Source organism: Haloferax sp. AS1, from assembly GCF_014530665.1.
GTDB lineage: Archaea > Halobacteriota > Halobacteria > Halobacteriales > Haloferacaceae > Haloferax > Haloferax volcanii.
In genome coordinates this window covers 983,211-995,906 of record NZ_SPSA01000001.1, presented here as the reverse complement: position 1 = coordinate 995,906, position 12,696 = coordinate 983,211, and the positions used below count along the sequence as shown (strand labels likewise).

The 12,696-nt window shown below is 67.6% G+C and carries 14 protein-coding genes; 6 read left to right on the top strand and 8 right to left on the bottom strand.

Going from position 1 to position 12,696, the window contains the following annotated elements:
• Positions 1–131 precede the first annotated feature (131 nt).
• On the top strand, positions 132–416 hold the full coding sequence (locus E4P24_RS05345; RefSeq protein WP_006600505.1) for a hypothetical protein: 285 nt from the start codon (positions 132–134) through the stop codon (positions 414–416).
• 95 nt (positions 417–511) lie between these two features.
• Here E4P24_RS05345 and E4P24_RS05340 read toward each other — a convergent pair whose 3' ends face one another.
• The 3 genes from E4P24_RS05340 to E4P24_RS05330 all read right to left on the bottom strand — a co-directional run bounded on the left by E4P24_RS05340 (position 512) and on the right by E4P24_RS05330 (position 2,696).
• On the bottom strand, positions 512–1,309 hold the full coding sequence (locus E4P24_RS05340; RefSeq protein WP_115802368.1) for a ZIP family metal transporter: 798 nt from the start codon (positions 1,307–1,309) through the stop codon (positions 512–514).
• Positions 1,310–1,472: 163 nt separating this feature from the next.
• On the bottom strand, positions 1,473–2,225 hold the full coding sequence (locus E4P24_RS05335; protein WP_004043941.1) for a hypothetical protein: 753 nt from the start codon (positions 2,223–2,225) through the stop codon (positions 1,473–1,475).
• Positions 2,226–2,435: 210 nt separating this feature from the next.
• A complete protein-coding gene (locus E4P24_RS05330) occupies positions 2,436–2,696 on the bottom strand; it encodes a hypothetical protein (protein ID WP_004064088.1) in 261 nt (86 codons plus the stop codon).
• 207 nt (positions 2,697–2,903) lie between these two features.
• Between E4P24_RS05330 and E4P24_RS05325 the strand changes: the two genes are divergently transcribed.
• On the top strand, positions 2,904–4,997 hold the full coding sequence (locus E4P24_RS05325) for an acetate--CoA ligase family protein (protein ID WP_188148211.1): 2,094 nt from the start codon (positions 2,904–2,906) through the stop codon (positions 4,995–4,997).
• Between the two features lie 26 nt (positions 4,998–5,023).
• A complete protein-coding gene (locus E4P24_RS05320) occupies positions 5,024–6,160 on the top strand; it encodes a phosphotransacetylase family protein (protein ID WP_188148210.1) in 1,137 nt (378 codons plus the stop codon).
• 51 nt (positions 6,161–6,211) lie between these two features.
• On the opposite strand, the gene E4P24_RS05315 is transcribed toward E4P24_RS05320, so the two are convergent.
• The 3 genes from E4P24_RS05315 to E4P24_RS05305 all read right to left on the bottom strand — a co-directional run bounded on the left by E4P24_RS05315 (position 6,212) and on the right by E4P24_RS05305 (position 8,763).
• Positions 6,212–6,400: a hypothetical protein gene (locus tag E4P24_RS05315; protein WP_004064092.1), complete on the bottom strand. Its 189-nt coding sequence runs from the start codon at positions 6,398–6,400 to the stop codon at positions 6,212–6,214.
• Positions 6,401–6,457: 57 nt separating this feature from the next.
• The gene (locus tag E4P24_RS05310) at positions 6,458–7,564 is read right to left on the bottom strand and encodes a Xaa-Pro peptidase family protein (protein WP_188148209.1); all 1,107 of its coding nucleotides are present in this window, start codon (positions 7,562–7,564) and stop codon (positions 6,458–6,460) included.
• Positions 7,565–7,659: 95 nt separating this feature from the next.
• The gene (locus E4P24_RS05305) at positions 7,660–8,763 is read right to left on the bottom strand and encodes a hemolysin family protein (RefSeq protein WP_115802364.1); all 1,104 of its coding nucleotides are present in this window, start codon (positions 8,761–8,763) and stop codon (positions 7,660–7,662) included.
• Between the two features lie 174 nt (positions 8,764–8,937).
• Between E4P24_RS05305 and E4P24_RS05300 the strand changes: the two genes are divergently transcribed.
• Positions 8,938–9,975, top strand: coding sequence for a hypothetical protein (locus tag E4P24_RS05300; RefSeq protein ID WP_188148208.1), 1,038 nt, complete (start codon positions 8,938–8,940; stop codon positions 9,973–9,975).
• A 55-nt stretch (positions 9,976–10,030) separates the two neighbouring features.
• Here the strand turns inward: E4P24_RS05300 and E4P24_RS05295 are convergent, their stop codons facing one another.
• The gene (locus E4P24_RS05295; RefSeq protein ID WP_006600508.1) at positions 10,031–11,344 is read right to left on the bottom strand and encodes a tetracycline resistance MFS efflux pump; all 1,314 of its coding nucleotides are present in this window, start codon (positions 11,342–11,344) and stop codon (positions 10,031–10,033) included.
• Positions 11,345–11,445: 101 nt separating this feature from the next.
• Here E4P24_RS05295 and E4P24_RS05290 point away from each other — a divergent pair, with 101 nt between their 5' ends.
• Both E4P24_RS05290 and E4P24_RS05285 read left to right on the top strand, forming a co-directional pair.
• Complete coding sequence (locus E4P24_RS05290) at positions 11,446–11,616, top strand: hypothetical protein (protein ID WP_004043950.1); 171 nt, start codon at positions 11,446–11,448, stop codon at positions 11,614–11,616.
• 30 nt (positions 11,617–11,646) lie between these two features.
• A complete protein-coding gene (locus E4P24_RS05285; protein WP_004043951.1) occupies positions 11,647–11,874 on the top strand; it encodes a hypothetical protein in 228 nt (75 codons plus the stop codon).
• Between the two features lie 7 nt (positions 11,875–11,881).
• Here the strand turns inward: E4P24_RS05285 and E4P24_RS05280 are convergent, their stop codons facing one another.
• Positions 11,882–12,664, bottom strand: a complete 783-nt coding sequence (locus E4P24_RS05280) for a CBS domain-containing protein (protein WP_004064102.1) — start codon at positions 12,662–12,664, stop codon at positions 11,882–11,884.
• Between the last annotated feature and the right edge of the window lie 32 nt (positions 12,665–12,696).

Sequence of the window (12,696 nt, the reverse complement as noted above, 5' to 3'; positions counted from 1 at the left end):
GAGACGCGCGACCGCGCCGCGACGCGCAGCGCGGCAACCGTGGCTCACGGGTGTGCTCGGAGCGCTCCCCGAGGGCGTCCGGCGCGCCCGCAAACTCAAGCCTTAACCCGCGGCCGACCCCACGTGGTGGCATGGTCGAAACTGAGACGTACACCATCGAGGGACCGGGCGGAGACACCGAAGCGCTGGAACTCCCCGCGGGCCTCGTCGACATCTTCGCGGAGCAGGGCGAAGACCCGACCGACGTCGTCGCCGACGTGGTCGTGCAGGCGTTCGCACAGCAGGCACACGTCGTCGCGCACCACAGCGAGGGCGGCGCGCCGGCCGACATCGCTGAAATCAACGAACAGATGGAAGAGCTGTTCGAGGAGCGCTTCGGCGTTCCGCTGTCGGACGCGCTCGGTCACTCGCACTAAGCCGCGTTCGCGGCTCGCGGTTCACAGTTTTCTCTGTCGTTCCGAGTCGAAAGCGAGAGCCACGCGTCTGGGCCGTCGTGGCGGGTCCGCCGCGCTCAGATGAACGCCAGCGGGACCATGACGGCGAAGCCGGCGACGAGGCCGGCGAGCAGTTCGACCCGGCCGCCGCGCGGGAGGCGCTTTCCGAGTTCGAGCGCCTCGGGGATGAACTCCGTGAGGACGAGAAACACCATCGCGCCCGCCGCGAAGCCGAAGCCGAACGGGAGGAACTCCCGGGCGATGCGGACGAAGTAGAACGCGATGACCGCGCCGATGGGCTGGGGCAGACTGGAGAAGATGGCCCACCAGACGAGCTTCCAGTTCGAGACGTTCATCGACCGCAGCGGGATGGAGATGGCCAGCCCCTCGGGGACGTTGTGAATCGAGATGGCGATAGTCATGAACACCGCGAGCAGCGGGACGACGAAGCCGAACAGCTGGAAGCCGCCGTCGAGGCCGAGGTCGGCAAACGAGACGCCGACGGCGACGCCCTCGGGAAAGCTGTGGACGGTGAGGATGCCGAGAATCAACAGCAGTTTGCGGAAGTCGGCCTCCTCGTACTGCTTGGGGTTGACCTCCGCGCCCTCGATGACGTGATGGGCGACGAGGACGAGCGCGACGCCGGCGAGCATTCCGATGCCGAGTTGGAGCGGCGTCCCGTTCGCGAGTCCCTCGAAGACGAGGCCGAACAGCGACGCCGACACCATGATGCCCGAGGCGACGCCCCACAGCGCCACGTTCCAGCGGTCGCTCACGTCCGAGACGAAGAAGAACGGAATCGCGCCGACCCCGGTCGCGATGGCCGTGACGAGCCCCGCGAGAAAGACGAACGTGAGAGCGGCAAACTGGTCCATACCGAACGTAGCCACTCGGCGCCGATAAGTATTATCATATACCAGATATTTTTGGCTCGCCTAAATATTTGAGTTGCGGGTAGCAAGCCTCAGACAGTTTAGACGGGCCAAAAACTCCGACAGGAAGATGAGATAGATATTCTGATATATCGGGACTCTGCGGTCAGTCGTCGGCCGGCGACGCGCCCTCGGGTGAGTCGGTGTCGCCGCCCATAGGCGAGACGGGGGTGGCCGCGACGGAGCGGGCCGACCCCATCCAGCGCTCGACGTTGGCCGAGACGTAGTCGCGCGCGCCGAAGGCGACCGCGCCGCCGACGCCGATGGCGAGGGCCGCGGCGATGCCCCACGCGAACGCCTGCGCGATGGTGAACAGGATGGCCACGTCGATGCCCATCGTGCTCAGACCGATGACGACGGCGGTGAAGTAGAGGAACATCCGGGTGCCGACCGCGAAGACGCTCGTGTACGGCGTCTCGGTCGCCGCGCGGGTCCGGGTGATGGCGTCACCGATGAAGTCGGCGACGACGAATCCGAGGACGATGACGAGCAGGCCGGCCACGAACGACGGCGCGTACGACGCCGCGGTCGAGACCCATTCGGAAAACAGGTCGACCGCGAGCACGTCGGCGGCCGCGAGCACGGCGATAGCGTAGACGAACCACTTGCCGAGCGTCCCGAACGCGCCCGAGACGGCCTTTTCGGTCCCGCCGAGAATCTTCCCGACGGGCGTCGCCAACACGGCCTTGTCGACTTCGACGCGGTCGGCGACCCGCGTGATGAGCCGGGCCGCGATGCTGCCGATGAACCAGCCGACGATGAGAATCAACAGCGCGCCCACGAGCCGCGGGACGAACGCGAGCACGGCGTTGGTCAACTCTGCGATGGACTCGGTCAGCGTGACTTGTAACGGGTACATTGTTGCGGGTGGAACGTCGCGCTCCCCGAAGTTAGTTAAGAATACAAGAACCGTGAATAAAATCATCTCGTAATCGGAACCCTCCGGTTTCTCCGATACTCGGGGAAAACGGACGAACTGGCGATTCTATCGGTTGATCTTTGATTTCTCGACCGGCCGACTCGCGGGCGAGACGGTCTCTGGTTCGAGCGCGTCGGCCGTGATTTAATCTCAGCTTGATTCGTCGCCCCGGCCGCGAGAACCGGTGCGTTCGTCGGCGAGACGGCCGAGCTGCGTCGCGATTTCCTCCATGGCGACGACGAGTCTGGCGGCGTACCAGATGACGACGACGATGACGACGAGAAACACCCACGCGAGGACTTGCTGGGCGATGAGAAGCGCGTAGGCGAGCGTCAGCGCGAGGAACACCGCGACGGCGACTTTCGCGCCCGCGGTCCGGTGGAGTGGCGTGTCGTCCGGTGGTGGGGACATGGCCCGTCGTTTTCAGGCAACGGAGTTATATGTTTGGCCGCCACGGGCCGGCGTCGATACCCCCCACTTGACGAGCGTATTCGGCCCAATTCTGTGGTATAAATCACGAACCCTCCCGATTAATTGCGCTACTGTATCGTGCCACCAAAGGCCGTGAGAGCGCCCACACCACCGAGTTTATCAGTCAATGACGGGAATCAACAACCAATGGGAGAGCTATCCGAATTGTTCGCGCCGAACCGAATCGCGGTGGTCGGTGCGACCGAGCGCGAAGGAGCAATCGGACGGGCAATCATGGACAACCTCATCGACGAGTTCGACGGTGAGGTCGTTCCGGTCAACCCCAAGTACGACGAACTGTTCGGCCTCCAGTGCTACGGCGACGTCGGCGAGACGGACGCCGACCTCGCGGTCATCGTCGTCCCTCCGAAGGTCGTCCTGCCGGCGATGAAGTCCGCCGGGGAGGCGGGCATCCAGAACGTGGTCGTCATCACCGCCGGCTTCGGCGAGACGGGCAGCGAGGGTGCCGCCCGCGAGCAGGAACTCCGCGACATCGCGGAGGAGTACGACCTCAACGTCGTCGGCCCGAACAGTCTGGGCATCATGAACACGGACGTGGGCATGAACGCGACGTTCGGCCCCGACATGGCCCTCGACGGCAACATGTCCTTCATGAGCCAGTCGGGCGCGTTCATCACGGCCGTCATCGACTGGGCTAACGACGAGGACATCGGCTTCAAGGACATCGTCTCTTTGGGTAACAAGGCCGTCCTCGACGAGGCCGACTTCATCGAGGCGTGGAACGACGACCCCGACACCGAGGTCATCATCGGCTACCTCGAAGGCATCTCGGCGGGTCGCGAGTTCATCGACTCCGCCCGCGACGTGACGAAGGACACGCCCATCGTCCTCGTCAAGTCCGGCAAGACCGACGCCGGCGCGCAGGCAGCCTCCTCGCACACCGGCACCATCGCCGGCTCCGACGCCGCCTACGAGGCCGGCCTCGAACAGGCGGGCGTCATCCGCGCGGACTCCGTCCAGCACCTGTTCGACACCGCCCGCGTGCTGGGCGACCAGCCGCTCCCCGAGAACAAGGACGTGGCCGTCATCACGAACGCCGGCGGCCCCGGCGTCATGACGACCGACGCCATCGGCGAGTCGGAACTCCAGATGGCCGACTTCACCGACGAGACGCTCGAAGCGTTCTCCGAGTCGCTCCCCGCCGAGGGGAACATCTACAACCCGGTCGACATCGTCGGTGACGCCGACAACGCCCGGTTCAAGGAGGCCCTCGACGTGGCGCTCGCCGACGACAACGTCGGCATGGCGCTCGTCTTGACCTGTCCGACGGCCGTCCTCGACTACAACCAACTCGCCGCCGACACCGTCGAACTCCAACAGGAGTACGACAAACCCATCGCCGCCTGCTTCATGGGCGGCGAGCGCGTCGATGCCGCCTCCGACGTGATGAAAGACGCCGGCATCCCGAACTACTTCGACCCCTCGCGCGCCGTCGACGGCCTCGAAGCGCTCTCGGAGTACGCCGACATCCGCCAGCGCGAGTACGACGCGCCCACCGAGTTCGACGTGGACCGCGAGCGCGCCCGGGAAATCCTCGAAACCGTCGAGGACCGCGACGAGACTCGCCTCGGCGTCGAAGCGATGGAACTGCTCGACGCCTACGGCATCGAGACGCCGGCCGGCGACATCGTCGACGACCCCGCCGACGCGCTCGAAGTCGCGGAGGACATCGACGGCAACGTCGTGATGAAAATCGTCAGCCCGGACATCCTCCACAAGTCCGACATCGGCGGCGTCAAGGTCGGCGTCGAAAACGAGGACGTCTACGACGCCTACGAGGACCTCATCACCCGCGCGAAGAACTACCAGCCCGACGCCAACATCCTCGGCGTGCAGGTCCAAGAGATGGTGAACCTCGACGACGGCGTCGAGACCATCGTCGGCATGAACCGCGACCCGCAGTTCGGCCCGCTCATGATGTTCGGCCTCGGCGGCATCTTCGTGGAAATCCTCGAGGACACGACGTTCCGCGTCGCGCCCGTCTCCGAGACGGAAGCGGAAGACATGACGAAGGAAATCGACGCCGCGCCGATGCTCCGCGGGGCCCGCGGGAACGACCCGGTGGACATCGGCGGTATCACGGAGACCATCCAGCGACTCTCCCAGCTCGTCACCGACTTCCCGGCCATCCTCGAACTCGACATCAACCCGCTCGTCGCGCTGCCGGACGGCGTGAAGGCCGTCGACGTTCGACTCACCGTCGACCCGGACGAACTTTAAACACTTCACCACCCTATCACTCAACAATGAACACGGTACTCGTCACCTCGACCGGAGAAAGCACCGGGAAGACCGCAATCACGCTCGCACTCGGCGTCCTCGCCACGGAGCGCGGACTGGACGTGGGCTACATGAAGCCCAAGGGCACCCGGCTCCAGTCCAGCACCGGCAAGACGCTCGACGAGGACCCGATGCTCGCCCGCGAACTGCTCGACATCGACGCGGAGATGCACCAGCTCGAACCCGTCGTCTACTCCCCGACGTTCATCCAGGGCGCGGTCCGCGGCAAGGAGAACGCCGAGGAGCTTTCGGAGGTCATCTCCCACCACTTCGAGGACATCTCGGCCGGCAAGGACCTGATGCTCGTCGAGGGCGGCGGCTCCTACCGCACCGGCGGCATCGTGGACCTCACCGACGGCGACGTGGCGGACCTCCTCGACGCCGAAGTCGTCCTCGTCGCCGACTACCAGCACCCGAGCGACCTCGACGACGTGGTCGCGGCGGTCGAAGACATCGGCCCCGACCGCCTCGCGGGCGTCGTCTTCAACCGCGTGAGCGATTCCGCCTACGACGAACTCGAAACCGAGGTCGCGCCGTTCCTCGAAGCCCGCGGCGTTCCCGTCCTCGGCGTCGTCCCGACCGAAAAGGACCTCGCGGGCGTCACCGTCGAGGAACTCGCCAACGAACTCGGCGCGGACCTCGCGACCGACGCGCCGACCGACGCCTTCGTCGAGCGCTTCCTCGTCGGCGCGATGGGCGGCGACGCGGCGCTCCGCTACTTCCGCCGCACGAAGAACGCCGCGGTCATCACCGGCGGCGACCGCGCGAACATCCAGCGCGCCGCGCTCGAAGCCCCCGGCGTCAAATGTATCATCCTCACCGGCGGCCACCGACCCGTCGGGGCCGTCATCGGCAAGGCCGAAGAGAAAGGCGTCCCGGTGCTCCTCGTCAACGGCGACACGCTCTCCGTGACCGACCGCGCCGAGGACATCGTCAGCACGGGCCGCACCCGCGACGAGCGCACGGTCAACCGGATGCGCGACCTGCTGTACGAACACGCCGACATCGACGCCATCATCGGCAACGTCGAGCCGTCCGGCGACGGCGGCGCGGCTGACGACGGTGTGACTGACGACGCGGCCGCCGACGAAGACGACGAGTAACGGCCGACGCGTCGGTATCGACTACGGTACTGATTTTTTCGGGATTCGGACTCAGACCCCGTTTTCGTCGCGCTCGCGACTATCGAGGTAGTCGTTGACGAGCGACGGCGCGCCGACGCCGACGCCGAGGAGCGCGAAAAACGAGAGGACGAACTGTCCGGTGGCTAGCTCGACGAGATAGGCGGCGGGGAGGGCGGCGAGGACGAACCCGGTGACGACGAGCGTCTGTCGGGAGACCATACGCCCGCTACGGTGGTCAGGAAGTTAATAGTTCCAGGTCACGTTACCGGTGGCCGGTCAGCAGCGCCAGCCGCGGTCGGTGTCGTTCAGGAGTTCCGCGCCGTCGTCGGTGACGACGACGAGGTCCTCGATTCGGACGCCGAACTCGTCGGGGAGATAGACGCCCGGTTCGACGCTGAAGACGTTCCCGACTTCGAGTTCGCGGTCGCTCCCGGCGACGATGTACGGCTCCTCGTGTACGTCGAGACCGACGCCGTGGCCGGTCCGGTGGATGAATCGGTCGCCGTAGCCCGCCTCCTCGATGACCTCGCGGGCCGCGCGGTCGACGTCGCCGGCGGCGACGCCCGGTTCGACGGTCTCGACGGCGGCGGTCCGGGCGGCCTGTACGACGCCGTGGACCTCAGCGAACTCCGCGGGCGGCTCGCCGGCGAAGACGACGGTTCGGGTCTGGTCGCTCGGGTAGTGGTCGACGACGGTCCCGAAGTCGAGGACGACCGGGTCGCCCGACTCGATGACGCGGTCGCCGTGGCTGTGGTGGGGCATCGCGCCGTTGGGACCTGACCCGACGAGCGGGCCGAAGGGAATCCCCTCGCCGCCCTCGTCCGCGAGGAGGCGCTCGATTTCCGCGGCGAGTTCGTTCTCGGTCATGCCGACGGCGTCCGCGCCCATGTCGCGGACGCGCTCGACCGCGCGGTCGACGGTCGCCCCGGCGCGGCGGAGCGCGTCGAGTTCGGCGTCGTCCTTCCGCGCGCGCAGCGGCGCGACGACCTCGCTCGCGAGGCCGAAGTCGGCGTCGGGGAGCGCCGCCCGGAGGTCCTGCGAGAAGCGCGCCCACATCGTGTCGTCGACGAGGACGCGGCCGCCGGCGAGGCCGAGGTCCGAGACGATGTCCGCGAGGGCGTCCCGCGGGTCGTCGTCGTCGCTCCACGTTCGCACGTCAGCGACCCACGACTCGGCGCGGACCTGCGTCTCGTAGAGGTCGGGGACGAGGAACGCCGGCGCGCCCTCGCGAGGGACGAACAGAAGCAGGTGGCGCTCTGCGGGTTCCTCGTCGAAGCCCGAGAGGTACAGCAGGTTTCGGCTGGGGAACAGCACGGTCGCGTCGGCGTCCACGTCGGTCAGTCGCTCCTGACAGGCGCGGGTCCGTCGTTCGAAGGGCGTCATGCGAGTCGATACGAGCGCCGGGGGAAAAGCGTGGGCGGTCCGCGAGCGCGGCGGGTCGCGGACCACCGGCCGGCCCACCCCGGTCCGCGGGCGTCCTACGCCCCGAGGTCCAGCGGGTCGTAGAGCTGGCCGGTGATGGATTCGAAGGCGTCGGAGGCGGTCACGAGGCCGACCACGGAGCCGCTTTCGGGGTCGCGGACCATGGCGAGTTCCTGATTTTCCTCCTGAAAGCGGTCGATGAGGTCGCTGACCGAGAGGTCCGAGGGGACCGAAAGCGGGGGCGCGGCGATGTCGTCGAGGCGGCGGTCGCCCGACTGGAGGCGGTCGATGTTCGAGAGCACCGTCGGCGCGTAGACGACGCCCCGCACGTCGTCCAGCGAGTCCCCGACGAGCGGGAACCGCGAGTGCTGGGGGTTCGACCGGACGCGTTCGAGGCTCTCGTCGGTGGTCGCGTCGGCCGAGAGCGCGACGACGTGGTCGGCGGGGACCATCACGTCGCGGACGGGCAACTCACCGATTCGGAGCGCGTTGAGCACTTCCTCGCGGCGGTCCTCGGGGAGCGAACCCTGTGAGAGCACGTCCCCCATCTGGCTGCGGACCTCGCCGCGCGTGAGCCGGGTGCCCTCACCCGCGGAGCCGTCGCCGTCCTCGTCGTCGAGTTCGGCTTCCTGCCACGAGCGGGTTATCTCGACGCCGACGAGCGACAGCAGGCGTTTCGCCAGCCAGTCGGCGACGACGATGACCGGGTACATCAGCTTCGTCCAGCCGTAGAGGACGGGCGCGGTGTACTTCGCCACCGTGCGGGAGCGCTCGACGCCGAGGTACGTCGGCACCTGCTCGCCGAGGACGACGTGCGAGAGGTTGATGACGACGAGCGCCAGCCCGACCGAAAGCGACGTGTGGGAGCCCGCCGCCCCGCCGCCGCCGAGGACCGCGTCGAACGTGGCCGCGACCGCGGGTTCAGCGACGACGCCGAGGCCGACGCTGGCGATGGTAATCCCGACCTGACAGCCCGAGAGATACACTTCGAGTCGCTCCGTCATCTCCCACGCGAGTTCGAGCCCGCGGGAGCCCTCGAAAGCGGACTCGTCGAACTGCGGGACGCGCGTCATCGCGAACTCGGAGACGACGAAGAAGGCGTTCGCGAGCAACAACACCAGACCGCCGCCGAGGCGAAGCGCGGTTTCGACACCTACCATGTACCGCGAGCGTTCGAACCGGACTCCCCTGAGGGTGTCGGCTCGGCCCCGCGGTGTGAACGCCCCGCGGACGACGTCGATGGGTGGCGCTTCCGGGCGGTAGACGCGACCGGCGTGCGAGAGACACCTTAGCGCTCGAACAGCTTTATCTCGCGGGGCGTCGCATTGTCGGCCATGAGTTGGAAAGCAATCGACGCCCTCGACGACGCTCGTGACGCCACGACGTCGCTCCTCCTCCCGTTCGACGCGGGTCGATGGGCGCGCCTCGCATTCATCGCCCTCTTCGTCGGTGGTCTCGGCGGGAGCGGCGGTGCCGGAAGCAACACCGGCACGACCACCCCCACCGGAGGCGGCTCGACCGACATCCCGACCGATTCGCTCCCCGGGTTCGTGACGCCCGAAAACGTCTTCGCCGCGGTCATCGCGCTCGTGGCGGTCGGTATCGTCCTCTGGCTCGTGTGGATGTTCGTCGGCTCCGTGATGCAGTTCGTCCTCGTGGACGCCGTCGTCACGAAAGACGTGCGCATCCGCAAGCCGTTCCGCGAGCGCTTCTGGCTCGGCGTCAGGCTGTTCGGCTTTCAGGCCGGACTGTTCGTCGCCGTCCTCGCGGTCATCCTGCTCCCGATCGCGGCGGTGCTTCTCGGTTCCGTCGCGGTCACGCCCGCGGTTGGCCTCCTCGCCATCCCGCTCGTCTTCCTCGCCATCGCGCTACTGCTCGTCGTCGCCATCGTCATGCAGTTGACGACCGACTTCGTCGTCCCGACGATGATAGCCGAAGACCGCGCGCTCCTGTCGTCGTGGGGACGGGTCGTGCCGGTGTTCCGCGCCGAACTCTCCGAGTTCGGCCTGTACGTCATCGTCCGGTTCATCCTCGGCATCCTCGCGAGCATCGCTGTCGGCATCGCGGCGCTCCTCGCCGTGCTCGTCGTCGCCATCCCCTTCGCCATCGTCGGCGGCGCGGCGTTCCTCGCGCTCAACGCCGCGAACGTCGCGCTGTTCTCGACGGTCGGCCTGGTCGTCTTCGGCGCGCTCGGCGTGCTGTTCGTCCTCGCGGCCATCGCGGTCGGCGCGGTCGTCCAGATGCCCGTCGTGACGTACTTCCGGTACTACTCGCTGTTCTTGCTCGGCAGCGCCGACGACTCGCTCGACCTCGTCTCGCAGTTCCGGTCCGACGACGACTCGTCGGCCCCGGACGGCCCGACGCCCGCCTGAGAATCGAAGACTCGCTCACCGACTTGGCCCGCCCGCCGACCCGGGTTCCTTTTTTTCACCCCGCCGTCGACGTGACCGCCTCGCGGTCCAGCCGTCCGAGGAGCACGAGAATCGGAACCATCAGCGCGCCGCCGACGACGAACGGTGTCCAGAACGCGACACCGGTGTAGAGCCCGCCGGCCAGCGCCGGCCCGAACGTCCGAGCGAGGCTTCCGGCGCTCTGAGTGAGACCGAACGCGCCGCCCTGCTCGTCGTCCGTCGCCGAGCGGGAGACGAGCGTGTTCAAAGAGACGTTCGTGAGCGCGTTGCCGAACGACAGCGGCGTCATCACGACGAGCAACGCGAGCACGCCCGCCGGGAGGACGGGACCGACAGGCAAGAGCGCACCGAGGTCGGGGACGAACGCGCCCAGTTGCGGTGAGAAGGGGACGGCCGCGAGCGTGAGCACCTGAATCGCCGCGCCGCCGACCGCCAGTCGGTACTCCCCGAAGCGGTCGGTGAGCGGGCCGACGAGGCCGCCCTGGACGACCGCGAGGACGACGCCGACGTAGGTGAGAAGCACCGCGTTCTCGGTCGCGCCGTAGCCGTACTGGTCGTTGGTGAGGAAGATGAACTGGCTTTCGAGCGCCGAGAAGGCGAAGGAGACGAGGAAAAAGGAGGCGACGAGCGTGCCCAGTCCGGGCGACCGGAGCGCCGAAAGGAGCTGTTGGACGCGAGACTCGCGGGGCTCGGCCGAGGCCGGCGTCTCGTGCGCATCCGGCGGCCGCGACTCGGGCAGGACGAAAAAGGCGACGACGAGGTTCGTCCCGGTGATGACCGCGGCGGCGAAACTCGGCAGCGAGAACTCCGAGACGGGGACGAACGCGGGCAACACGCCCCGCGCGGCCGCGATGACCGATTCGCTGGCGAAGAAGCCGCCGAGCGCGGGGCCGAACACGAAGCCGAGGCCGAAGGCGGCCCCGAGGAGGCCGAGCCCCTTCGCCCGGTCGTCCGCGGCGGTGATGTCGGCGATGTACGCCTGCGCCGTGGCGATGTTGCCGCCCATCGCGCCCGCGAGCATCCGCGCGGCGAACAACACCGCGAGCGACCCGGCGACGCCGAACAGGAGCCACGCCAGAACGCTCCCCGTGAGCGACAGGAGCAGCACGGGCCGCCGACCGCGGGAGTCCGAGAGGCGACCCAAAAGCGGCGCGGCGAGGAACTGCATCGCCGAGTAGGAGGCGATGAGCAGGCTCCCGACGAACTCCGTCGCGCCGAACGAGAGGGCGTACAGCGGAATCACCGGGATGAGGATACCGAACCCGAGGAGGTCGACGAAGACGATGAGAAACACCACCCCGAGCGCCCGCCGCGGGTTCTCGACTGTCATCGTCTCCTCCGTTGGCGCGGCGTGGAATAACCACACCGATACCGTCCGTCTCGGACAGTAAGCGGTGATTAATTAATACGTTGACACGCCTGCGTGTCAGTATGTCCTTCGAATGGGTCTCGTACTTCACGTGCGAGGAGTGTGGGCTGGAGCGCCCGTCGCCGGAGGTGCCCTACGACCGACTCGGGTACGCGGTCTGTCCGGGGTGCGGTGCGGAGACGCGCCCGGCGGCCGCGGCGATGGCCGACGCCTCGACGCCGGTGGATGGGTAGACACTTCGGGCTTCGCCGCCACTCACCGGCATGAGCTGGACGGAAGTCCGTCGGGACGACCGCATCGTGGAGTGGGAGCGGAGCGACGGTCACGCGACCATTCGGCTCCGACGCGGGCCGAACGCGTGGCACGTCAGAGTCGACCGGCTCTACCAGTCCGCCGAGGGCCGCGGCTACGAGGGCGAGCGGTTCGAGTCGGAAGCCGAGGCGCGCGAGACCGTCGACGCGTGGAAAGCCGAGTACGACGTGGACGGCTGACGCCGGGCTACTGGAGTCGGCGGGTCGTCTCGACAAGCGGGTGTCGGGCGTAGTCGACGATGTCGATGTCCGAGATGGAACTGAGGCCCTCCTTTTCGGCGGTCCGCTGCATCCCGAGTTCGACGGGGTCGTCGACGACGATGACGTAGGCGTCCATCTCCTCGATGCCGATGCGGTCGGCCGCGAGGACGCGGTGGTGGCCGTCCGCGAGGAGCAGCGTCCCGTTGTTGTCGATGACGACGAGCGGTTCGGCGAGGCCGCGTTCGAGTTCGTACCGGCGACCGTCGAGTTCGTCGGCGTAGACGCGGGCCTGCGTGGGGATGAGGGCCGAAAGCGAGACCGTGCGGCGCTCTTGGTGGACCGTGATGCCGTGAATCTGTTCGAGCGTTCGCATGAGTTTGCCCACCTTCTCGGGCGTCGCGCGCTCGATTTGGCTCCGGATGACATCGGTGTTCGAGATGATGCCGACGAGGTTACCCGCGTCGTCGACCACCGGGAGTTTCTGGATGCCCGACCGGAGGATGACGCGGGCGGCGTCGTTCACGTCCATCTCGGGATGAGCGACGACGAGGTCCGTCGCCATCACCGTCTCGATGGGCGCGTCGTCCGCCGACAGGAGGATATCGCGGGCCGTGACGAAGCCCTCGGCCTTGCGTCCGTCGCAGACGGGGAACCCGTTGTGTCCGTCGCTCTCCGCGATGCGTTGGGCGACGTCCGCGACCGTGTCGGTCGGAGAGACGGTCTGGACCTCGCGCGTCATGTACTCCTTGACGGTCGCTTTAGTAGTCATCTCCCACCTGATAGGGCCACCGTCGGCAAAAA

Excerpts from the sequence above, each read along its gene's own strand:
- E4P24_RS05305 (WP_115802364.1), bottom strand. The coding sequence starts at position 8,763 with ATGGTAGGTGTCGAAACCGCGCTTCGCCTCGGCGGCGGTCTGGTGTTG.
- E4P24_RS05320 (WP_188148210.1), top strand. The coding sequence starts at position 5,024 with ATGAACACGGTACTCGTCACCTCGACCGGAGAAAGCACCGGGAAGACC.
- E4P24_RS05330 (WP_004064088.1), bottom strand. The coding sequence starts at position 2,696 with ATGTCCCCACCACCGGACGACACGCCACTCCACCGGACCGCGGGCGCG.
- E4P24_RS05285 (WP_004043951.1), top strand. The coding sequence starts at position 11,647 with ATGAGCTGGACGGAAGTCCGTCGGGACGACCGCATCGTGGAGTGGGAG.
- E4P24_RS05280 (WP_004064102.1), bottom strand. The coding sequence starts at position 12,664 with ATGACTACTAAAGCGACCGTCAAGGAGTACATGACGCGCGAGGTCCAG.
- E4P24_RS05290 (WP_004043950.1), top strand. The coding sequence starts at position 11,446 with ATGTCCTTCGAATGGGTCTCGTACTTCACGTGCGAGGAGTGTGGGCTG.
- E4P24_RS05315 (WP_004064092.1), bottom strand. The coding sequence starts at position 6,400 with ATGGTCTCCCGACAGACGCTCGTCGTCACCGGGTTCGTCCTCGCCGCC.
- E4P24_RS05345 (WP_006600505.1), top strand. The coding sequence starts at position 132 with ATGGTCGAAACTGAGACGTACACCATCGAGGGACCGGGCGGAGACACC.
- E4P24_RS05335 (WP_004043941.1), bottom strand. The coding sequence starts at position 2,225 with ATGTACCCGTTACAAGTCACGCTGACCGAGTCCATCGCAGAGTTGACC.
- E4P24_RS05340 (WP_115802368.1), bottom strand. The coding sequence starts at position 1,309 with ATGGACCAGTTTGCCGCTCTCACGTTCGTCTTTCTCGCGGGGCTCGTC.
- E4P24_RS05310 (WP_188148209.1), bottom strand. The coding sequence starts at position 7,564 with ATGACGCCCTTCGAACGACGGACCCGCGCCTGTCAGGAGCGACTGACC.
- E4P24_RS05300 (WP_188148208.1), top strand. The coding sequence starts at position 8,938 with ATGAGTTGGAAAGCAATCGACGCCCTCGACGACGCTCGTGACGCCACG.
- E4P24_RS05295 (WP_006600508.1), bottom strand. The coding sequence starts at position 11,344 with ATGACAGTCGAGAACCCGCGGCGGGCGCTCGGGGTGGTGTTTCTCATC.
- E4P24_RS05325 (WP_188148211.1), top strand. The coding sequence starts at position 2,904 with ATGGGAGAGCTATCCGAATTGTTCGCGCCGAACCGAATCGCGGTGGTC.